This window comes from Cohnella sp., from assembly GCF_041640265.1.
Lineage (GTDB): Bacteria > Bacillota > Bacilli > Paenibacillales > Paenibacillaceae > Cohnella.
The window spans coordinates 66,766-88,085 of record NZ_JBEQAP010000021.1; the positions used below are offsets into that span (position 1 = coordinate 66,766).

General features: G+C 46.0%; 27 protein-coding genes. 18 read left to right on the forward strand and 9 right to left on the reverse strand.

Translation table 11 applies throughout. From position 1 onward, the window contains the following. The first annotated feature begins 70 nt into the window (after positions 1-70). The 16 genes from ACESLK_RS16265 (at position 71) to ACESLK_RS16340 (ending at position 13,996) form a co-directional block, all read left to right on the forward strand. Positions 71-1,207 (forward strand): copper amine oxidase N-terminal domain-containing protein, encoded by a 1,137-nt coding sequence (locus ACESLK_RS16265; RefSeq protein WP_373230635.1) that lies wholly within the window; start codon positions 71-73, stop codon positions 1,205-1,207. Between the two features lies 1 nt (position 1,208). Further along, a complete protein-coding gene (locus tag ACESLK_RS16270) occupies positions 1,209-5,024 on the forward strand; it encodes a DUF5704 domain-containing protein (RefSeq protein WP_373230636.1) in 3,816 nt (1,271 codons plus the stop codon). A gap of 78 nt (positions 5,025-5,102) precedes the next feature. Next, complete coding sequence (locus tag ACESLK_RS16275) at positions 5,103-5,378, forward strand: hypothetical protein (protein ID WP_373230637.1); 276 nt, start codon at positions 5,103-5,105, stop codon at positions 5,376-5,378. A 21-nt stretch (positions 5,379-5,399) separates the two neighbouring features. After that, positions 5,400-5,594, forward strand: a complete 195-nt coding sequence (locus ACESLK_RS16280) for a hypothetical protein (RefSeq protein WP_373230638.1) — start codon at positions 5,400-5,402, stop codon at positions 5,592-5,594. Then, positions 5,557-5,958 carry a DUF4259 domain-containing protein gene (locus ACESLK_RS16285; protein WP_373230640.1) on the forward strand — a complete coding sequence of 134 codons (402 nt, stop codon included), beginning with the start codon at positions 5,557-5,559 and terminating at the stop codon, positions 5,956-5,958. The genes ACESLK_RS16280 and ACESLK_RS16285 overlap by 38 nt, the downstream gene beginning before the upstream one ends. 269 nt (positions 5,959-6,227) lie before the next feature. Further along, positions 6,228-6,503 carry a DUF7678 domain-containing protein gene (locus tag ACESLK_RS16290; protein WP_373230641.1) on the forward strand — a complete coding sequence of 92 codons (276 nt, stop codon included), beginning with the start codon at positions 6,228-6,230 and terminating at the stop codon, positions 6,501-6,503. 148 nt (positions 6,504-6,651) lie between these two features. Further along, the gene (locus tag ACESLK_RS16295; protein WP_373230642.1) at positions 6,652-7,788 is read left to right on the forward strand and encodes a site-specific integrase; all 1,137 of its coding nucleotides are present in this window, start codon (positions 6,652-6,654) and stop codon (positions 7,786-7,788) included. Next, entirely contained in the window at positions 7,788-8,762 is a 975-nt protein-coding gene (locus ACESLK_RS16300; RefSeq protein ID WP_373230643.1) for a tyrosine-type recombinase/integrase, read from the forward strand. The genes ACESLK_RS16295 and ACESLK_RS16300 overlap by 1 nt, the downstream gene beginning before the upstream one ends. Continuing rightward, the gene (locus ACESLK_RS16305) at positions 8,750-9,796 is read left to right on the forward strand and encodes a site-specific integrase (RefSeq protein WP_373230644.1); all 1,047 of its coding nucleotides are present in this window, start codon (positions 8,750-8,752) and stop codon (positions 9,794-9,796) included. The genes ACESLK_RS16300 and ACESLK_RS16305 overlap by 13 nt, the downstream gene beginning before the upstream one ends. 320 nt (positions 9,797-10,116) lie before the next feature. Then, entirely contained in the window at positions 10,117-10,443 is a 327-nt protein-coding gene (locus ACESLK_RS16310) for a hypothetical protein (RefSeq protein ID WP_373230646.1), read from the forward strand. Between the two features lie 126 nt (positions 10,444-10,569). Beyond that, positions 10,570-10,869 carry a DUF7678 domain-containing protein gene (locus ACESLK_RS16315; protein ID WP_373230647.1) on the forward strand — a complete coding sequence of 100 codons (300 nt, stop codon included), beginning with the start codon at positions 10,570-10,572 and terminating at the stop codon, positions 10,867-10,869. 100 nt (positions 10,870-10,969) lie between these two features. After that, the gene (locus ACESLK_RS16320) at positions 10,970-11,185 is read left to right on the forward strand and encodes a hypothetical protein (RefSeq protein ID WP_373230648.1); all 216 of its coding nucleotides are present in this window, start codon (positions 10,970-10,972) and stop codon (positions 11,183-11,185) included. A gap of 244 nt (positions 11,186-11,429) precedes the next feature. Then, positions 11,430-11,942: a DUF6036 family nucleotidyltransferase gene (locus ACESLK_RS16325; protein WP_373230649.1), complete on the forward strand. Its 513-nt coding sequence runs from the start codon at positions 11,430-11,432 to the stop codon at positions 11,940-11,942. 24 nt (positions 11,943-11,966) lie between these two features. Then, a complete protein-coding gene (locus tag ACESLK_RS16330) occupies positions 11,967-12,341 on the forward strand; it encodes a hypothetical protein (protein WP_373230650.1) in 375 nt (124 codons plus the stop codon). A 32-nt stretch (positions 12,342-12,373) separates the two neighbouring features. Continuing rightward, positions 12,374-12,628 (forward strand): hypothetical protein, encoded by a 255-nt coding sequence (locus ACESLK_RS16335; RefSeq protein WP_373230651.1) that lies wholly within the window; start codon positions 12,374-12,376, stop codon positions 12,626-12,628. A 348-nt stretch (positions 12,629-12,976) separates the two neighbouring features. Beyond that, complete coding sequence (locus ACESLK_RS16340) at positions 12,977-13,996, forward strand: tyrosine-type recombinase/integrase (protein ID WP_373230653.1); 1,020 nt, start codon at positions 12,977-12,979, stop codon at positions 13,994-13,996. 98 nt (positions 13,997-14,094) lie between these two features. Here the strand turns inward: ACESLK_RS16340 and ACESLK_RS16345 are convergent, their stop codons facing one another. Then, positions 14,095-14,421, reverse strand: a complete 327-nt coding sequence (locus ACESLK_RS16345; RefSeq protein ID WP_373230654.1) for a YnfA family protein — start codon at positions 14,419-14,421, stop codon at positions 14,095-14,097. Positions 14,422-14,436: 15 nt separating this feature from the next. Next, positions 14,437-14,832, reverse strand: a complete 396-nt coding sequence (locus ACESLK_RS16350; RefSeq protein ID WP_373230655.1) for a MerR family transcriptional regulator — start codon at positions 14,830-14,832, stop codon at positions 14,437-14,439. A gap of 75 nt (positions 14,833-14,907) precedes the next feature. On the opposite strand from ACESLK_RS16350, the gene ACESLK_RS16355 reads away from it, so the two are divergent. Next, the gene (locus tag ACESLK_RS16355) at positions 14,908-15,150 is read left to right on the forward strand and encodes a hypothetical protein (protein ID WP_373230656.1); all 243 of its coding nucleotides are present in this window, start codon (positions 14,908-14,910) and stop codon (positions 15,148-15,150) included. A gap of 15 nt (positions 15,151-15,165) precedes the next feature. After that, positions 15,166-15,522: a hypothetical protein gene (locus ACESLK_RS16360; RefSeq protein ID WP_373230658.1), complete on the forward strand. Its 357-nt coding sequence runs from the start codon at positions 15,166-15,168 to the stop codon at positions 15,520-15,522. 151 nt (positions 15,523-15,673) lie between these two features. On the opposite strand, the gene merA is transcribed toward ACESLK_RS16360, so the two are convergent. The 7 genes from merA to ACESLK_RS16395 form a co-directional block, all read right to left on the reverse strand. After that, positions 15,674-17,314, reverse strand: coding sequence for a mercury(II) reductase (gene merA, locus ACESLK_RS16365; RefSeq protein ID WP_373230659.1), 1,641 nt, complete (start codon positions 17,312-17,314; stop codon positions 15,674-15,676). 41 nt (positions 17,315-17,355) lie between these two features. After that, on the reverse strand, positions 17,356-17,688 hold the full coding sequence (locus ACESLK_RS16370; RefSeq protein ID WP_373230660.1) for a heavy-metal-associated domain-containing protein: 333 nt from the start codon (positions 17,686-17,688) through the stop codon (positions 17,356-17,358). A gap of 14 nt (positions 17,689-17,702) precedes the next feature. Next, positions 17,703-18,011, reverse strand: a complete 309-nt coding sequence (merT, locus tag ACESLK_RS16375) for a mercuric transport protein MerT (RefSeq protein WP_373230662.1) — start codon at positions 18,009-18,011, stop codon at positions 17,703-17,705. 5 nt (positions 18,012-18,016) lie between these two features. Next, positions 18,017-18,265, reverse strand: coding sequence for a transporter (locus tag ACESLK_RS16380; RefSeq protein WP_373230663.1), 249 nt, complete (start codon positions 18,263-18,265; stop codon positions 18,017-18,019). After that, complete coding sequence (merR, locus tag ACESLK_RS16385; protein WP_373230664.1) at positions 18,262-18,687, reverse strand: mercury resistance transcriptional regulator MerR; 426 nt, start codon at positions 18,685-18,687, stop codon at positions 18,262-18,264. Before merR ends, ACESLK_RS16380 begins: the two co-directional genes overlap by 4 nt. A gap of 128 nt (positions 18,688-18,815) precedes the next feature. Then, positions 18,816-19,787, reverse strand: coding sequence for a tyrosine-type recombinase/integrase (locus ACESLK_RS16390; RefSeq protein ID WP_373230665.1), 972 nt, complete (start codon positions 19,785-19,787; stop codon positions 18,816-18,818). After that, positions 19,784-20,764, reverse strand: coding sequence for a tyrosine-type recombinase/integrase (locus ACESLK_RS16395; RefSeq protein WP_373230666.1), 981 nt, complete (start codon positions 20,762-20,764; stop codon positions 19,784-19,786). The genes ACESLK_RS16390 and ACESLK_RS16395 overlap by 4 nt, the downstream gene beginning before the upstream one ends. Positions 20,765-21,320 lie beyond the last annotated feature (556 nt).

The window sequence follows — 21,320 nt, forward strand, 5'->3', positions numbered from 1 at the left end:
TGGACAGGTTGGGCAGGTGATTATATGATGGAGTAAAACAATTGTGAACTTCCTGAATTTCTCAAAAATCATGTCGAAGGAGTTGATTCAAGTGAAGAAATGGATGGGTGCAAGCTTGGCTGCTATCATGCTATTTGGTCTTGTGGCTGGTATCTCCAACGCGGCGGTGACTGCACCGACTTTCGTCAGTGTGGTAATGGACGGTTACAAAATCTGGTTTCCCGATGCGCAGGCGTTCGTCGATGACAACAACCGGACACTGGTTCCGGTGCGCTTTGTCGCCGAAAAAATGAAGGCGAAAGTCGGTTGGGAATCGGATACGATGACGGTTCCGATCGAACGAGGCGATCATCAGATTCTGCTGACTGTCGGATCTAGCAAAGCGCTTGTGAACGGTGAAGAAGTCACCTTTGATACGAAAGCCATTATGCAAAAGGAGCGGACGTTTGTCCCCTTACGGTTTATCAGTGAAGTGTTGGGAGCGGAAGTGAAGTGGGATGCGTCGACATCGACTGTATTTATCACAACTAAAGAAGATGCCGTGGCGAAATACGATGAATGGGGTCGTTTAATTCGCACGACTGACTTGCCGAAAAACGCGGCCGACTATCCGTACATTTTGGCAGATGTGCCGAATGAGATGTATGAGCTAGAGTATCCATATTCACACAAAACGGATAGCGAGGTTTCGGCCAGTCTTTACGCGAATTATCCGGAATTAAAGAAGGAAAACATTGATATTTGGATAGATCGGTTGAAAAAATACGGAGCTGTTTTGCTTAATGTGGAGTATTCAACCATGGATTATGGTTGGGCAGATGATTTGTTTGCTAATAAATTGCAACTAAATGGAAGCGAATTGAAATATATCAAGCAATATGTCGATTGGGTTAAGGAAAATAAAATTCGAGTGGAAGGGTATCTTGATCCGGAACCTTCCATGATTTACCGAGATGGCTTTGGTAACAATTATGTGAGATCTAAATTCCGTGTAAAGTTTACTTCCTTTAACGAGAATAAAAACCTTTTGTACGACAAATGGTTTCCTAACGAGTTTTCTTTTGAGAAAAATGTATGGTACGAAGGTTTTACTGATGTGGCTATGGGAACGAATGTCGGCGGGAATTGGGGCAAGACTCTGAAAGTGAATACGTTAGCGAGTCTTTTCTTTAACCATACGATCGAAAAAGTGGGTGAAACCAAATAATATGAGAAAAATCATAAAGAAGTATTTCAGCATGCTGATGGCATGCTTTTTTTTATTTAGTGGGTTTGTTCCAACGGTTAACGCAGAAACTCCGCAGGTGAATATCGAAAAAGGAAAAATTAAGTTTGTCGTTGCCAGTACCGCTGCCACAAGCGGAATCCGATATAAAACAGTTGGCTGGACTGTACGAAGAGAAAATCAATCCATTTGTACAACAAATTCTACAGGTAGACACTGTGACCCAACAGGAGCGGGTTCCGCAGCTATTGAAGGGCTAGAACAAGTGGGCCAATACCCTGATCCACCGGTGCCTGGACAACAACTCACCACCTATTTTGAAGTTTCGGAAACAAGAGTAACAAAGGCATTAACCGACAATGATTTGGAAGGCATTCAGCAAAATGATCAACTGTATTTGTATGCAATCATGATCGTCACCCAAAACGGGAGTCAAATCGGAGGTCCATACTACACGTTGGACGGGATCAAAAAGGCGCAATCGTGGGCGCATCCGGACGATTTGGACGATTATTTCGGCATTCCGGTGACCTACGACAGCCCGGATTTTCCGGTCGATGTTGTATGTAAAACAGAAACGGGTACCGTCATCTCTGATCCGGCCTGCTCCTTTCATAAGGGTGATTATAAGGCGGGAGTCGAGATTGAACACACGTTTGATCAGAAAATTGAAGTGGGCGGAAAGACTTATGAGATTGTGCGATCGTATATCGTATCTAAACATAATCTCAGTGACAAAAAGTTTGTGCGTGAAATAGGGGAATCTAATCTGCTTGATCGGCACATCAGCGTCTATTTGAGCGGAGTAAGCATTATCGCCGAATATAAAGAGCAGGACAACCCGGTGAAGGCGATTTACCAGAAAGAAGACGGTACGAAGCTGAAGGAAGTCGATAAGGGCAAGTTTGCAACTGGAGCCGAAGCGACACACACCTTTGAGGCCCAACTTGTCTCGGGTGGGAAAACCTACGAAATTATCCGTTCCTACATTACGGACACGAATGACCCGAATACCAAAAGGTTTGTTCAGGAAAAAACGGATCCGAAGCTCCGAGAACGATCGATCACGGTGGCTTCAGGCGGCTCCAATTTTGTTGGTATCTATAAAATCCCCTCCTCGGTAACCGTCACCTCCCGCATTGAGGCACCTACACAGGTGAGCGGAACGACGACCGAAGTGAACGGGGATTTTTTGTTTGATGCGAAAGCATTGACCAATCTAAAAACGTATGAGATCACGAGCATCCAAAACGCTTCGTTGATCCAGTCCGATGACCAGACCGGCACGTTAAGCGGTACATCCGCTGCGAAATCGATTCCGATCCGTATCCCAATCGGTTCTTCTTCCAGCGTCATGGTGAACATTACGGTGGTGGTCAAAGATGTGGATGGAAACATAGGTGATTCGACGTCTGACCACACGGTGCAAACTTCGAATGGCGGGGATACACCGACCGGGGGAACGACGCAACAAGCTGGAGTCATGGATCCGAATGTGGCAGGCGTCATTAAGGCCGATCAGCGCGGAGCAGAGAACTTCGATGTCGTCAAAGGCATTCCTACTTCCGAGAGCTTGTATGTGAACGCTTCGTCCAAAGCGTATTTGTATCGGAATGAATTTACGGAAATGTCCGGGACAAAACAATATCCGATTCAAGTGAGTAAAACGTATACGCTAACGTGGACGGAAAAGCGATCCGGACCTCCGGATGCGGAAGGCAATCCGACGACCGTTTACGTACCCCGTTCGGATACGCAGACCGTCGCCAAGAGTTATTCGATTGAACGCAAGTACAGCTATTGGCAAATCCAAAATCTCGAAGTGTATGGCCTACAAAAAGCCACGTTCGCCAACTACGCGCTGCCTTCGGGAACGATCACGTTGCAGCCGAACGGCTATACACCGCCGAACGTATCCGCCGTGCATGAAGCATCGCTGGATTCGCATATTACCCATCCGGTGTATGCCAACGTGACGTTGCCCGGCCAAACGATTTCCGGTGGCTCCAGCCGCCCGTCCGTTCCGAATGAGGATTGGAAAAGCGAAGCGGAAAGGGCGATCGGCAAGATCAAAGTAAAAAACGATTCGGTTGTCTTTAACGGGACGACAGTAATGGACAACCGAACGGTGGATGAAAAGGCTCCGGCACCGGGTGCGATTCCGGCTCCGACCACGATCGAGCAGGATGTGCTATACGGCAAAGGATACCTAATCGATTCCGTCAAAACGAACAAAGCGAATCAAGCCAGCTCCGGCACGATTTTTTATACGCTGGTGAAAGGCATCAATGGGGGAGAGAACAAGTCGTATCCGATCAACGGTATCAATGCCGTGACCGTGCATACGCCGGTCGTCAACACTGCTTCCGTTTCGGACGATCAAGCCCATAATCAAAAGACAAAGCCGAGCGCGGGTCGCTCGGCTTTCATTTTGGATCGACCATTTACCGTGACCGTACCAACGAGCGGCCCGCATCGGGATATCAAAGGTTATGGCAACCGGGACTATGTGAAGTACACGAAAGACAAGCAGGTTTGGTTCCCATTTGATACGTACAGCAGCGACAAATCGACCTTTTATCCGAAGGAGACGTGGATTTCGCTTCCGGTTACGCAAACCACGACGACCTTTTTCCTGCCTGTATGGGTAGACGAGGGCAACTACGATATGCTGTTCCGCACCTTCGCGGAAAACAGCCCACCGGCATCGTTCGGTACACAGATGAACGCCAATCTGGAGATAAGCAACCACGTTGCCACGCAAGTCATTCCGGTGGAAGTGATCGGCCGTCTCTATGATTTCCGCATTACCGACATCGCCGACTATAGTTGGGAAACGGTATTCAGGACGCAAAAAGGCAGTGCGATGCCGACCGGTAAGCACTATTGGGTCGGTACAAAAGGGATTGACGGTGCGGCGCGCGGCAACAGCGCCCCGTTTGTACTACCGGTTCGGCATGGCAGCAATCCAAATCAGGGCATGAAAAATATCGCGGTTAAGACTGGCTATCACTTCAAGTTCGATCTCAAGACGAAGGGAAACATGTATGGATCCAAGGACGGCATCAAGATCACGCCAACGTTCTACTTCGTGGATACCAAAGGCAAGAACCGCCAACAGGTTGATCTTTATTATCACACGAGCACGAAGAAGTTCATCCGGATCGGCTCCAGCGACGATGTTGAGAAAAGGTACGTGACGCTCGATGCCCGGCTGCGTAATGTACCACAGCAGGAGCTGGTCAACACGGCGGGATCGTTGTGGAGCTTAAACGGAGGTTCCGGCACAAAGCAGACGTATATCGATCAATATCTGAAAAATGCCAAGAAGCAAACGTACATCGGGGGGTACGACATTTTGCTCTTACCGCAGCAGCTTCGGACGTTTATCGGAAGCATGAATGTGCCGTCTGGCGTGAACGGGGCGCGGGCAAATGCTTCGGTGCAACAGTGGTATGGGGAATACAGTTTGCCCGCTGCGCCATATGTCGTGCCGAAAGGGACTAATTTGGCGGAATATGGACGCACGAATCGACTGGATGACAAGTCCCCGATTTTCCTGAAGGACGGATATATTATTGTCAATTTCAATATCGAGTCGATCCGTAATCAGGACGTGAACAACCCGCACTTACAGTACATCAATGCGCCGTTGAACAACCAATGGCAGATAGAAGGATTTCAGCGTAGCTTCACTGATCCGTACGGTATAACCTTTCAGTTGCAAGATGGAGACATTGTGTTTTATCATGCCAACCTGTCTTCCTATGATGACTTCGGCACGGGCGGAACGCATTAACTTCGGCTTTCTCATCGTTCAACATTTTACACGAAAGGACTCCTTTGGGGTCCTTTTCGTGTTCATGGAGGAATGTGTATGTACGCATTAACATCAGGCGGCGGCTGTCTCTTTCCAATTCAACCGTCTGCCAGCTACGCAAACGCTTGGATGGAGGAGGGGGAAATCGTGCCGTCCTTGGAACTGATCGACAAGAAAAAGAATGGGTTCGGCGATATGATCTATTACATCCGAGATCAGCGAGGTGTCACAAGCCAGGTATACGAAGGCGATCTGGCGGCTTTTATGAAAAGAAAAGGCGTGTCGGAGTTGAAGGAAGGGTCGCCGCTTTTCTATTCCCGAAAATCCAAATAGAAGGAAGGAGGGAATGAAGCCATGACATATCAAGAATTTAAACGAAAAGTGAAGAAAGCGTATGATGGCATCGAGATTGCCTTTTCCTCCAATGGGGCGCAGCATACAGCAGAAATTGATGACTGCCTAACGCTGTTTAACAACATGGAAAGCGAGGCTGTTTACGGCAAAATGAACGGTGTCTCAATCGGCCGGTGTATGGGCATCGAATCATAGGTTAGCGGTAGGACGTTTTGTTATCAGAAGGGAGAGGTTTGTCATAGGCGCATGGGGCTACGGGATTTTTGAGAATGACGACGCGTTGGATATTCGGGATCGGTTTCGGAGGCACAGCCGGGATGGACTTCCGATGGAGGAAGTGACAAGGCGGTGCATTGCGGACTTTCCCGATCCGATGAACGATGTTTCCGTTGTTTTGGTTCTTGCTGCTTTACAGATGGAACAAAACAAGCTGCAGCCGGAGATCAAACGGCGGGCGCTGGTCATGATTGCGGAGCGAAAGGAGATCGGATCTTGGATCGAACCAGACAAGCGGATTCGAGAGTTGGAAGCGTTCAAGCAAAAACTGCTCCGATTTTAGTCTCGTCTCGCAATAAGGAAGTAGTGAAGCGTTGATACGGAAAGGAGGTGAGTGAGACATGTTCATATGTTCGTGCGGAGGTCTCTTACTCGTAGTGAAAATCGAAGAATATCCAAAACATTTGAGCGGAATGGAAAAACTGAATTATCCCCGCTCGTGTACGGTGAAATGCGACAAGTGCGGCAAAGAGAAAGAAAATCAGCCTTACGATTAAGAGGGACAGGATCGGGAAAAGCGATTGTGTCCTTTTCATTTGGGGAGAGATGAATATGTCATTTCAAGATAAGGGTTCATGGTTTATGGGCAGGAGATTTGAAGGTGACGTGGATGGCTATTTTGTTCAGGCGCAGGTTTTTTCAGAGCCGTCCACATACGGAATTGCTGAGGGACGGATTAGCCGATTGACGATATATCCGGATCGGACAGTGGGATTCAACCGCAATCTGACCAACTATGACCGAGGTTATCACGGATTTCGAGTTATCAGGAAAAAACCTAAAAATCATAGAAATCGCTATATGTTTTCGCTTGAAATTTCACGATAATAGTGACGGCAGGAGAATATCCTGACTATCACAAACACAGGCGGTAAAGCAAATGCAAACAAAAAATGTACAAACACTCACCTCCCAGTTGATTACGGAGTTGGTCGATTTAGGCTACAGCAAAGCCTCGTTGCAACACATGCGAACTTTGTTCAGGAAAATAGTCCATCTTCACAAGCAAGCCGGCAAAGAGCAATTCGAGCCAAGCATCTTGGCAGATTACCTCGACGGCATCCGAAAACGCTATGCGAGCGGCGAAATTATCCGATCCGTTTACATGAAGCGCGAGCGTTATGTTCGAATGTTGTCGGACTTCAGTGCAACAGGAACATGGAATCCGTCACAACAACAAAACCCAGTTCCCATCACTAATCCATATTTCGCTGATTTACTGATGGAAGTATCCGTTTGCGGCAGGTGGTCAAGCGCTACATTATCCCACGTTTTGACTTGTGCAAGAAAACTGTTTGCGTGGTTGACGCAAGACGGCTTTCAAGATTTGGAACGGTTCACGGCAATGGATCTTCAACGGTATCTGCTTTTCTGCTCCGTGCATATGAGTGGCAGCGGTCTGCGGGATATCAAATACTCACTCAAGCAACTGTTCCGATATTTACAAGAAACAGGCCGCACACTTGATGATTTCGGCAAACTTCTGTCTTTCCCAGTATTAATTGAGCGTAAAGTGAAGCCTGCGTTGTCGCAGGACGAAACCGCCACTATACTGGGTGTTATAGAACGTAGCACCGCTATTGGCAAACGTGACTACGCCATACTGCTGCTTGCAACGGTGTCAGGGCTTCGTTCCATCGACATAGTGCGTCTGCAACTTACCGGCATTGATTGGCGAAATGGCGAAATCCGTATTATCCAGTCCAAAACAGGAAAGGCTCTGGCATTGCCGTTGACAACCGATGTAGGCGAAGCAATTCAAGATTATTTACTGCATTGCAGACCGAAAAGTGTTGCAAAGGAAGTATTCCTGCGTTCTGTCGCCCCGTTTCGCGGGTTTGCGAGCAAGGCGGCGATATTAAGCATCTATAACTTGTACTTCAGTAAAGCGGGTTTAACCCGTACGGCATTTGACGGCAAAAGCTTTCACGGTCTCCGCCGTAGCGTAGGCTTGAATATGGTCACTGCTGGCGTTCCTGTCACTACTGTTGCCCAGGCACTGGGACATTCTGACATTGACTCGACAAAACCGTATATCGCTTTGGACGCGCGGCATTTGCGTGAGTGTGCATTGGATTTCGCCGGAATTGTGCCAAAGGGGGTGACCGTGTAATGGTGAAATTTACAAGCGGACTATCCGCAACAATGGAAGCAATGCTCACTTTTAAGGAAATCCATGGTTACTCCAGAAAAACCCACGAGCACAGTCTCACGAAATTTGATCGCTTCTGTACCAACCATTATCCCAACGCAACTATGCTTACCAAAGAAATGGTACTTAACTGGCTGGAAGTCGAGTCGCGTCCGAAACGCAACGGCATTTACCATAAGGCTTGTGCAGTCAGGCAGTTTGGGAAATACCTTGTGTCCGTTGGCAAAGACGCATATGTCCTGCCAGATGATTATCTCAGAAAGAAGTCGGCGTTTACGGCGCATTTGTTCACCGATACTGAATTAGCAGCACTTTTTGAGGCTATTGACAGCCTATCGCCAAACGCAAAACTGCCGTTTATGCACGAGATTGCTCCTGTTCTGTTCCGATTACTTTACACTTGCGGTTTGCGACCTAACGAAGGCCGTGAGTTAAAATGCGCCAATATCAACCTTGGCAATGGCGAAATCTTAATTGTTAACAACAAGCGTAAAAAGCAGCGGTTAGTCGTGATGTCTGGTGATATGCTGGACTTGTGCCGTAATCACGACTTGCGCAGAAACGCGTTTGCGGATAGCAATAAATTCTTTTTCCCGAACGTGAATGACGAGCCGTACAGCCACATTCAAATCAGAACGGTGTTCAAGCAATGCTGGGCGGCAGCAAACCTTGAAACTAGCGAAACGAAACTCCCAAACGTCCGCCCATACGACTTGCGTCACCGTTTCGCCTCGGCAGTCCTTCACAAGTGGCTTAATGAAGGACGCGACCTTTATGCTATGCTCCCCTATCTCCGTTCTTATATGGGACACGAGCATATATCCGATACGGCACATTACATCCACGTTCTTCCGGAAAACCTGCTGAAATCCCCAGGTGTCGACTGGGACAAACTTGACGAAGTCGTGCCGGAGGTTCATGTATGGGAGATTTAGCCGGCAACAAGCTGTTCACATTGGTGCGTGACTTTTTCAAGTCATATCTGCCTAACATGAGGAAGTGCAGTCCGAACACGATTAGAGCTTACCAGAAAGCATTGGAATTGCTGTTTGACTTCGTCAAATCCGAGAAGCACGTCAAACTGAACGAGATTACATTTCAGATGATTGACAGCGCGATGCTTGAAAAATTCCTCGACCACGTTGAGAATGAGCGTGGCTGCAGCGTTGCAACACGAAACCATCGATTACAGTGCATCAGGGCTTTCTACACTTATGTCGCCGAAACCGAGGCTACGGCTGTTGCCTATTGGCAGGAATTGAAGAAAGTTAAATCTGCCATCGCACCAAAAGAAACGGTCGAGCATATGAGCGAAACCGCTGTTACGGCAGTATTGGAGCAACCTGACACCTCCACACAAAAAGGCTTGAGGGATATGTTCATGATGCTGTTCCTATACCAAACCGGCGCGAGGGTTCAGGAACTCTTGGATGTCCGCTTATGCGACATCCGTTGGGGTAGTACGCCAACTGTGACACTTCACGGCAAAGGCGGCAAAGTTCGTGCTGTACCGCTTCGGGAAAAGGCTGTCGAGCATCTAAAAAAATACATCGCCGCATTCCATCCGAATCAGGGCAAATATTCGGAACAACACCTAATTTACGTTATCCGTGATGGTGTAAAGAAACGTATGACCGAGGACAATGTCCGCAGATTGGTCTGTGATTACGGCATCACCGCCCGCAAAGTTTGTCCTGAAGTGCCGGAGAACGTACACCCGCATTTATTTAGGCATTCGCGAGCAATGCACCTATACCAAAGCGGCGTAGATTTAATGCTCGTATCGCAGTGGTTAGGACACTCGAAACTGGATACCACTCTCATCTACGCCCACGCTGACACAGAACTCAAACGTCAAGCCATTGCTAACGCTATCCCAGAGGACAGTCCGCTGAGCGAATACCTAAATGCGGAACGTTACAAGGTGGATGATGAGGATTTATTAAAGCAGCTATGTGGACTAAAATAACTAAACGGTTATCACGAATTTATGGGTGGAAAATGCGGCATTACGACGTATTCCATCCATTATTCCTGATAACTCGAAATCCGTGATAAGCCCGGTTATCGTGAATTCACGATAACCGGGGCTGGGATGGCGGTCCGCCGAGCGATCGCCGTATACGTGCCGTAGTGGAAAAAACGGTCCGTCATTTTGACGGAAAAGCCATTGACTGGGCGTTTGAAGAACGGAGATAAAAAGAATCTAGCATCCGCGAGAAACGACTTGCCACACCGGGCGCAGCAGAGTTACAGTAGACACACTTTCCGAGGAAGGGAGAAATCGGTGTGGATGGTGTACCTCCATGGTTAAAAGCGGCAATTAGCAAACGAATCGATATACTTGGTCAGCGCATGCATGTGCATCCGATGCACAGGGAGGCATGGAAGCAAGCAGGCGAATTGTTTGACAAGCTCCGCGAGTCATTTTCTGAAGAACAGCATCGCCAGTTTGTGGAATGGGAAGAGTGCATGAGTCTTCAGGAGTCCAAGGAGAAAGAAGAATTATATGTGCGCGGGTTTTTGGATGGATTTCAGATGTATGCCAGCTTGGATGAATTAATCGACCAGATTCCTGCTGATGAACGATTCAAAAAAGAGGAGCCGCCCCATTAACTCGAATGAATCTTATAAGCATACAGGCCCGTTCCATGGACGGGTATTTTTTCTGCCTGAAAAAGCAGTGATATCTGGTGGGGTGATGTTAAAAACGAATGGTGCCATGAAAGGAGTGACGCTTCTATGGCGATGACTTCTACGTGCTCGTGGGGATTAGGAATGTGCTATGCAGGTGAAATCAATGGTTACAAAATACATGCTCAGGTATTGGGGCATCCATCTAAGCAGGGGATTGCTGAAGGACGTATCGTACAGTTTTATATTAGTAAAAGTGGCTTGTTCAATTTTAAGCATTGCGAGCTTTCTTACAGTCGGGGATGGGACAGCGTTCCCTCGACAGGTGCGCTGCGTGCTGTAGTGGAACAAGCCGTCCGTCAGATTGATGGGAAGCAAGTAGATTGGGCAATGGAGCAGCAACGATAGGAAGCAAGCTTGCGGGAAGATTACGAAATAGGACAGCAGAAGAATGCAATCTACTTCTATAGCTTTAAAAATACAACGGAATATGGAGGGAGAACACCCAATGGATTTTTTTCAAAAAGCGAATTGCGACCGGTGCGGCAAGAAATTGACTGTCCGAACGATGAGCATGTTCAATACGGACACCATTTGCCTGGATTGCAAGAAAAAAGAAGAAGCTCACCCCGACTATGAGCAAGCGCGGCAAGCCGAGGGGGAAGCGGTCAGGCGTGGCGATGGCAACTATTCCGGAATAGGTCTACCACCGGACTTGAGATAATCGTATTAGCTGGGAAGCACTATTTCGGATAGTGAATCGCTAGATTAGAAACGTGTAGATCGCATATTGCTGCAAATAACCCGCCTATTGGCGGGTTATTTGCATGAGTCGTTCCCTTACCCCGATTTTCGCTTCGATGCGGCACACGAGGCAACGTCGGGGGCGACGTGCTGCAAAAGGAAAAGGACCGGTAAAAGCTTTTGAAAACCATGATGATCCTATATAATGAAGGGAGTAGATTCTATTGTTAAGCAGGTTGGAGATTATGAATTACTTGGAACAAATCAACGAACAGTTGAAGCAGAAACAAATGCGCGGCGAAATTTGTTTATTCGGCGGAGCGGTTATGTGTCTGGTGTTTCAGAGCCGGGACAGCACCAAGGACGTGGATGCCATATTTGCGCCGACGACGGAGCTTTATACGATCATTAAAAACATCGCAGACGAGCATCGCCTGCCTTCGGATTGGCTGAATAATGCGGTGAAAGGCTTTGTCTCACATCGTCATGATGTGCGGTTGTTCCAAAAAATGAGCAACCTGGATATTTTCGCCGCTTCGCCAGAATACATGCTAGCGATGAAAAGCATGGCCGCGCGCACGTACGAGAGCAAGGATGTGGACGATATGCGGTATTTACTGCGGTATTTAAACATTAAAACGGTTGAGCAGGCGCTGGCTATTCTCGAAAAGTTTTATCCGCAAAGCAGAGTGTTGCCCAAAACTGCTTATCTGCTGGAGGAACTGCTTTCTCGTTAAGGTAATAGGAAAGAAGGAATGAACATGACGGTATGGAATATTGCTCATTGGAGCAGCAGTGATGTCGAACAGTTTGCTATTCATTGCGGCAATTTTCTGGATGAATTTTATCGGGCTTCAAATGAGCAGCGGCAATTGATGGTGGAACGGGAACCGGAAGGTCATCTTGGATTTCCCGATTATATGCTGCCTTTTCTGGCTGCGATGGTGCATAAGCTGAGCAACGACTATGATGCCCAGTGCCCAGCATGGGTTCATCGCGATCAATATATAATGAAAGAACCGCATTTCTGGCTTGAGGCCAAAGGCAACCTTCGGCTTGTCCTGCTCGCCGAAAGCCCGATCGAGTTTAAGATCCGGAATTTGTTTGTTACGGCGAATACACTTTCCAGAGCGTAACCGCTATCGGTTCAATGAAGGAGGAAAATACCGTGGCTTCAGTAGATAAGAAGGATGTTCTGGAACACATGCTTTACTGCATCTTGGAGGGATCTTATCCCATTGAACGGGCTAAGGCTGATGCGGAAGATTACCTCGGCACAAAGATTACGCTCGGAAAAGGAGACTTGGTATACATCCGGTCACGTGTCACGGATTTTGTCCGAAAAAACGAGCAATGGTGCGACGATCATGGAAAGCTGGTCACATCGGATCAAGGTCAAACCTTGCTTTTGTTGGTTCAATAGCTAAAAATTTCTTTTTTAATAATTCATCAGGAAACAGCAAAGCCGTCCCATTGGGGCGGCTTTGCTGTTTCCTGAAAAGGTGATGATACGGGTGTCACGAATTTCGTTTACTTGTTTACGATGCGGCAAAACCATCCGAATTGATCCGGAGATCTTTGTTCGGATTTACAAAGGACACGATCATTGCCTTTCCTGCCGCAATTGTAACGATCCGAAAAAATCGGATATCGGGTAGGTGGGGTGGCAGGCAAGCTGTTCGTTGCTAAAAAAGGAAATTTACTAATATTAAGTTCCTTTTTAATGAAAAGTTTACGAATACTAAAATCATTCAAATGGAGGGAAAAAACAATGAGCGGAAATGTTGTACCGATATTTCGCCAAAACGACACCACGCACAAGCGGCGCAGTAACGAATTGTACGATTCCGGAATATTAGCCAGCTCTGGATACCGGCTGACCTGGCAGGAGGCTGTCAAACTGTTTATTCAAGCCCGCCGAGCGGAAACGTCGTCCGAGCATACGATCAAGTTTGAACAAAACAGTCTGGAATGCTACCGGCGCATCTTGCACGAACAAGAGATCGAGGCTGACATTTACGAAGTAACCACAGAGGTGTTACGGAACAAATTTATCCTGTACATGGTCGAAAAGAAGAAATACGCACTCAACACTGTCAACAACCGGCTCAAGGCAATCAAGCGGTTTTTTACGTTCTTGCATGAGGAAGGGTGGAAAGCAGACAATCCGGCTGTGCATTTGAAAACAAGGAGAGGCCATCACCCGGCGATTCCGTCCTTTACGGAGGAGCAGGTGGTTGCTCTGTTGCAGCAACCGGATCAGACAACGTTCACGGGTTTCCGGGATTACGCGATGTTGTCCCTGATTCTTGATACCGGCCTGCGGATTGGGGAAACAGGTAAGCTGAAAATGAATCAAATTGATATTAAGGAAGCTCAACTTCTCGGCGTCATCGGGAAAAGCAAAAAGCCGCGCGATGTTCCGTTTTGTGATGAGGTACGCAAAACCATGATGCGTTATATCAAGGCGAGGGGCGAAATCAAGTCACAGTACCTGTTTGTTACGTTGGAAGGCCGACCGCTCAGCATCCGTACGTTTCAGGAAAATTTACGGATTTACGGCAAGAAATCCGGGATAGAAAATGTCCGGGTAAGCCCTCATACGCTGCGGCACACGTTCGCGAAAATGTACATTATGAATGACGGTGATCCTTACAGCTTGCAGGACATCTTGGGACACACATCACAGGATATGGTCAAAAAATACGTGAATCTGTGGCGTCCGGAAATGAAAGCGAAACACACCAAGTCATCCCCGATGCAGAACTTACACCGAAATCGATTACTATAAATGAAAAACGATAAGGGAAGATGGCATGTCGGTTTGGCGGTTTTTTGTTACTCTAAGCTGACCAAAAACCAAAGTAGCTTGATTGAACCATGATCTTATTAACTTCGTGGAGCCCATAACATTATAGCCACCCCTACAATGCAAACAGCGGCTCCTAGCCAATCGTACATGTCTGGTGTTTTCTTATCGACAAGCCATCCCCATAGAACGGCGAGAATAACAAACACGCCGCCATAAGCGGCGTAGACTCGCCCAAACGATGGAAAGCTTTGCAGTGTTGGGATTATGCCATACAAAATGAGGATGATGCTTCCGACAATGCCGTACCAAAGGGGCTTAGACTCTCGCAACCATAGCCAAACCATATAACCCCCGCCAATTTCAGCGAGTCCAGCAAGTACAAAAATGAAAATAGCCAACAGCACGAAGCATGCCCCTTTCTAACAAGTACCGGAATTTTGTATCTTCTCCAAACATTCCGACCAGGTGAGGCATTTGCAGCTTAAGCCGTTGTCTAGAATTTGTATCATTGAATTGATTTGTTTTTTTCTCTCATCCAGCTCGGATCGTTTCTGTTTCGCCATCTGCTCCCATCTCTCGGAAAGAGAATCACCCGTTTCAAAGCCCTCTAATAAAACAGCGATTTCTTGAATGCTAAATCCCGTTTGTTGCGCGACTTTAATAAAATTGATACGGTCGAGCATCTTCTCATCATACCTACGCTGACCGTTTTTTCGTTCCGGAGAAGGCAGTAAATCAACGGATTCATAATACCGTAGCGTCGATGCGTTCACATCTGCCCTTGTCGCCAACTGACCAATGCTAAGCTCTGCCATAACTTCACCCCTTGACTTAAAGTTAACTTTAAGATTTATACTTAAATTATAGCTCGCATGGGAAGGAGAAGTAAAATGAAAAAAAACGATTGGCTGGCTGGGCTTGGTATATTGGGAGCGTGCGCTTTGTGCTGCGCATTGCCTTTGCTTGGTGGTGTGGCAGTCCTCGGAATATCATCTTTCTTCTTGAATCCGGTCATTATCGCCGGTTTGACTCTTGTTTTTGTTGTAGCAGGAGTCGTTATTTATCAACGGCGTAAGGCAAATAGATCGACATGCTTTAAACCAGGCTGCAGCTGTAATTCCTGCGCCAAGTGAAAGGGGATAAAAGACATGAGTAAAGAAATAGCGGTCGCTTGTTGCCATACAGTTTTTACGAAAGAGCAGCGTGTAGAATATAAGAACACTTGGTATGAATTAGAAAAAAGAAAGCTCGGTGTTACGGAGATTGAAAATGGATACGAGTATCTATTTTTTGGTGATTCGGATACGCTGCGCCTTCTGAATGACTGGGTTAGTCTGGAGAGAAAATGCTGTCCATTTTTAAACTTTACCGTTAGTGCAAGTCACGAGGAAACACCAATTTTATTTCAGTTAACTGGGAACGAGGAAGCAAAAGCTTTCTTGCGAAACGAATTTAACGAAAATATTAATATGCTTACGTTGAACGAGGACATAAAAATGCAATAATTCTTTACTCACGGTCTTTTAGAAAATACGGTAATTCAATTAAATGTAGCAGAGCGGCAGTCAAGGACTTATTTCTTCGCCCCAAGCTGCCGCTGCGTATTTATGCAGATCAGTCTAACACAGTTCATTGTTTTTCACGCTTTCATTTCCATTAGCCGGCACAACAGGATAATTTGGATACATCCTTATCAAATGTAAGAGCGGCCAATTTTAATCCTTCGGCCATCGTTAGATATGGTGCAAGGCTTTCCCGTAAATCTTGAACTGTCAGCCCATATTTCACCACCAATGTTGCCGCGTATATGACATCGCCTGCATTTTCAGCAACAATATGAACCCCTAGTACCTTTAACGACTTAGAATCAGCAACTATTTTAAAAACTCCTGTTGTTTCGCGATTCACAAGTGCTCTAGGCACCGCATCCAAAGGGAGAACGGAAGTTTTAACTTCATACCCCTTTGCCGTGGCTTGCTCTTCCGTAAGTCCTACGGTAGCAACGGAGGGAGAAGTGAATGTCACGCCAGGGATAGCTTCAAGATTCACTTTTCGCTCTAATCCTCCAATTGCATTATCCGCCGCGATGCCGCCTTCATATGCTGCCACATACACAAATTGCGGACCCATCGTTACATCGCCTGCGGCATATATTCTAGGGTTTGATGTTTTTAAGAAATCATCGACTACGATTTCGCCCTTAGCACCTAAATTTACGTTTGCGGCAGGCAAATTGAGTACTTCGGTATTCGGTTTTCTTCCGGTAGCAATAAGCAGTTGCTCGGTTTCGATGATTTTCTTTTCACCGTTTACCAAAATATGAACTTGTTTTAGGTTGCCGCTTGTTTCAATGCAATCATAGGTTACACCTGTAATCAGATTCATCCCTTTCTCGGTTACTGCTTTTGTAACGGCTTCGGAAATTTCAGGGTCATATTCTTTTAAAACCCGAGGGCTTCTTTGCATTAGCGTAACTTCTGTACCCAAATGATGAAATAGCTGCCCCAACTCCAATGCAATATACCCGGAACCAATAACGGCAAGGCTTTTGGGCAATTGTTTAAGATCCAGCAGTGACGTGCTTGTTAAATAGTCGGAGTCTTTTAATCCTTGAATATCCGGAATAGAAGGAGAAGCCCCAGTAGCAATTAAAAATCTTTTCGCGGTAAGCTTTCGCCCATCGACTTCAATGGTTTTTTCATCAAGGAACTTTGCTTCTCCGCGAATGAGTTCAAATCCATACTCACCAATTAAATCGATATACTTTTGTTCACGCAGCTGACTGACTAGCTCATCTTTTTGCTTCACCAACTCAGCCAAATCCACCGTTCCTGCGGATGTAGTTAGCCCCAAGAAAGGGTTATTTTGGGCTAAGTGATTGATTTCACCGGCACGAAGCAGTGTTTTGGATGGCACACAGCCAATGTTTACGCAGGTTCCGCCAACGGTTCCTCGCTCGATGATCGCCACTTTTGCCCCATACTCAACCCCTTTAATCGCGGCGGAAAAAGCTGCCCCTCCGGAGCCGATAATCAATAAATCATAATCACCCTCATCGCCAAGAACCGGAACATCATGAGATTCAAGAACTTCCGCATCTCCGGATTGATATTTTGCCTCGTTGATGGCTTTTTTGGCTGTTTCAATCTCCACGTCATCCTGTAATTCAAAAGTGGCTTCTTTGCGGCGGAAGCTCGCCTCAATATTTACGGCTCCGATATTTTCAAGTGCTGTTGCAACGTGTTCTTCACAACCCGAGCAAGTCATTCCTTGTACATGTATTCGGTATTTTTTCATTATTCAACGAACACCTACTTTCTTAATATATGATTCGCAAATTATTGGACACCATACCCCAAATCAAGAACACTTTGTTTAATGGTTTTTATATTTGTTTTACTTTTATCAAATTCAACCTCAGCGGTTCCGGTAACGCTTTTGCCTTCTATATTTACATTCTTAACACCATCTACACGCTGAATAGCAGTTTTTACAACAAAAGGGCAGCTTGCACAATACATGCCAGTTACTTTAAACGATGCTTTTTCCATGTTTTCTGTAATTAAAGTGCTGACAGCGTTTGCGCTTTTCTCCTGACTGGCACAAGCGGATATTATCAACGCAAAGGATAATATCATTACGAAAAATAATGTCATTTTACTTTTTTTCATTGCGATCACCTGCCTTAAAAGAATCCATTAGCTAAAAGTGTATAAGAAAACATGCCCAAAACCAAAACGGTCGATATCCATAACATGATGACGGTGCTTTTCTTTTTACATTTTCGTCCATACACCAAATAAAACGAAACACCAAGAAATAATAACGTCATAATCATAAGAAACAGTTGGTACTTTATTGAAAAAATCGCGAGTGTTCCTGCAAATCCCGATAATCCAAGGGGGATGAGAATTAAGGGTCCGAGGCAACAGCCGGACATAAGAAAAGCGGATAGTACCGTTGCCAAGCTAGTCATTTTTTCTCTCAAAATCATTCACCTCATTTTCTTTGCGGAACCGAGCAGCAATCGTGCTTTGCATCCGTTTTTGCTTGTTTGACTCGATTGAAAATCATCAAAATGGAAATCACAAAAACGATTCCCAAAATAACACTAGCGGTTGTTTGATGAGCAGTAAAAAACGCACCAAGCGTGGTTCCAGCCAGTAAAGGGAGAATCAAAACGAGATGACAAGGACAGGTAAGCAGAGCTAAAAAGCCCCATCCCAATTTTTTGGCATGTTCTTTCACAGGATTTCCTCCTTTTCCTTTTGGTTGTTGTCAATCAACGCTTCGATGATCGGACATTCATGTATCGCTTTTTCGTCAGGACAACGATCTTTTAAATCCTTTAGCATACATTCGATTCGTTGAAGATCTCTAATTTTTAACTGAACATCTTCAAGCTTTTGAACAACGAAATCATTCATATCGGCACATCTCACATCGTCCTTATCAACGACACCAAGCAATTTATCAATTTCGGATAAAGTGAAACCAAGCTCCTGTATGCGTTTAATAAACAGAATCCGGGTTACCGTATCTTCCGGATAAAGCCTGTAGCCTGAATCCGATCTTACCGGTTCATGAATCAGACCTTTTCGTTCGTAATATCTCAATGTTTCTTTATTAACGTTACACAATTTAGAAATATCTCCAGAACGATACTCCATTTCGTCACCTCCAATTAAAGTATAAACCCTGTACCAAGGTACAGGGTCAAGATGTTTTATTATTTTTTTCCTTTAGCAAGTTTATACATTACTGCCGGTTGCTTAGTCAACGTTAGTGCCTATTTTGATTAGATAATACGCTTCATATTTTCAACAGGGCTGAATTTTTTGTGTTGCTGCCTAATATCACTGCTGAACAGTTCAATATAATATTCTACCATGTCCAGCGTGGCGTGACCTAAAATACGTCGCAGGGTGAAAGGATCTCCGCCGTTTAGTATATAAAACTTCGCCATAGTGTGGCGGAATGTATGGGGTGATACCCGTACCCCTTGAATGCTCGCCGCTTTACCGTAGGTTTGCATTTTCTCCTGCAAAGCCCGAACGCTGATCGGATGGTTATTGATATTGACGAACAGTGCGTCCGTATCCAAGTCGCCGCGAACGTCCAGATATTTACGGACGATTTTTGCGCATGTTTGCTGAAACGGTACGCGGCGGGCTTTTCCTCCTTTTCCCTTCGTAATTCGAATCTCCTGCTCTTTGAAGAAGAGGTCACCGATCTTCAAGCTACATAATTCGCTAATCCGCATGCCTGTTTCAAAAAGGACCATCATCATCGTATAGTCCCGGAATCCGGTAAACGTTTTTCGATCCGGCTTCTCCAACAGATCCGCCACTTGCTCTTTGGTAAAGGTTTGAATCATCAGCTTTTCGGCTTTGACGACATGAAGATCGTCCGCGATATTTTGCGTCAACCAGCCTTCAGTTAACAAGTATTTGAAAAACTGCTTGACCCCCTTGATTCTGCCGTTCACGGTATTGTCCGACTTGCCTTGGTCAATCAAATGGGCGACAAAATAATTTTTGATTTCGCGGGAAGTGACTGCGTAAATGTCCAGCGGTATTTCCTGATCCTGAAAAGCATCTTTCATCTGTTGTACGCTATCTTTGTAAAATCGGAGAGTGAGTGCTGAAAGGTTTTTCGCCTTGCAATCGAGAATAAAAGAGTGAAGCAAATCGTCGAGACTCAGTTGCTGCTTAGCGGAACTGGATATATCCACTTGAGTCAGTGCATTTTGCCTGCGTTTCGTATTCATTGCTGGCTCACCCCGCTTTCGTCGATGGAGGCGGGAAATTCATCAGCTAGATGTTCGATAGGGCTGAACTTTTCGTGCTGGATTTGCAGGTCGCGGGAAAAAAGCTCCACGTAGTACTCAGTAGTTTCCATCCGTTCATGTCCCAAAATGCTTTTTAGTGTAAACATATCGCCACCGTTTAACAAATACTGTTTTGCAAAAGTATGGCGAAACGTGTGGCAGGAACATTGAACACCTTGGATTTCCGCTGCTTTGCAATAACGGGAGATCATCACCCGGATACCTGAATCTTCAAACGGCTGGTTGTCCAAATTCACCCAAAGGCGGTCGTGATCCAGCTTTCCTCGTTCCTGCAAGTAGTGTTTTAATTCCAAGACGCAGGTGCGTTGAATGGGTACGATACGATGTTTTCTTCCTTTGCCCTGTAGAATGCGGATCGTTTGTTCTTCAAAGTCAATATCCGTCACCCGGAGGTTCGTCAGTTCCTTCAAACGGATGCCGGTATCGAATAAAACTAGCATCATGATGTAATTGCGGTATCCGGTAAAGGTGGAGCGGTCCGGTTGAGAAAATAACCGCTTCAAATGCCCTTCCGTGAAGGTATGTGTCGAAGATTGCAGAACCTTAAACGGTCTCAAATCGGCTACTATATTCGTTTCAATCCAGCCTTCAGTTGCTAGAAATTTAAAAAACTCTTTCAGAATGCAAATGTTGCAGTTCACCGTTCGAAGCGCCAATCCTTCATCGAACATGCCAGGAATGATGCAGTGGGTTAAGTCCAACGCAGTTAGAATAGTCATATCCTTGTTGCTTGCTTCGAGAACGTGATGGAACTTTTTAAGCCCGTTGCGATAACGGCGGAGGGTCTCTTTCGTTAAGTTACGGACTTTGCAATCTTGCAAAAAGAGGTTGACGGCATCGTTAAATGAAACAGTGGGATGGTTGTCTTCGTTTAGCTTATTTGGATTGCTGATCATTGTGCATTGCCTCCCTTGGAGGTAATGCGCGGAACAAAGTTATGCGATGTAGTGATGGGGGCGCGTATTACTTTCCGATATACGATTGCGTATTACTCTGCAAAAAAAACAGGTTATTTGCGCCTTGTCGGATAGGTTCTTCAAACCCTTGAAACCCTTGGTGTATAAGGATTCGCGGCATTTCGGAGGTTTTTTATTTCCTCCTTTCACTACGTATAACACCATATTCACGCTTCGGGGCATTCGCCCCTCGGTCCTGCCGAAGTTAGAGCTGGATTCGAAGAGGCATTTCAGTTGCAGGGAAGTGAATTCAGCCGGACACACCCGCACCACCTAACCGCATCGCGGCCAGCTCCTTCGGAGCCTTAAGGTGGTGGGGCGTCGTGAATACGAGAGACGTTATCAGAAACCGGTGTAGAGCTTAAATAATCATGTTGAGTAGGTGTTATGATGCAGATTGTTTACTCAAACAAGTTCCTTATTGGGACTAATTACTTTGAATTACTACCAGGTAAATTTGAAGGGAAGCACTGGAATGATAATTCAGTTTATATAC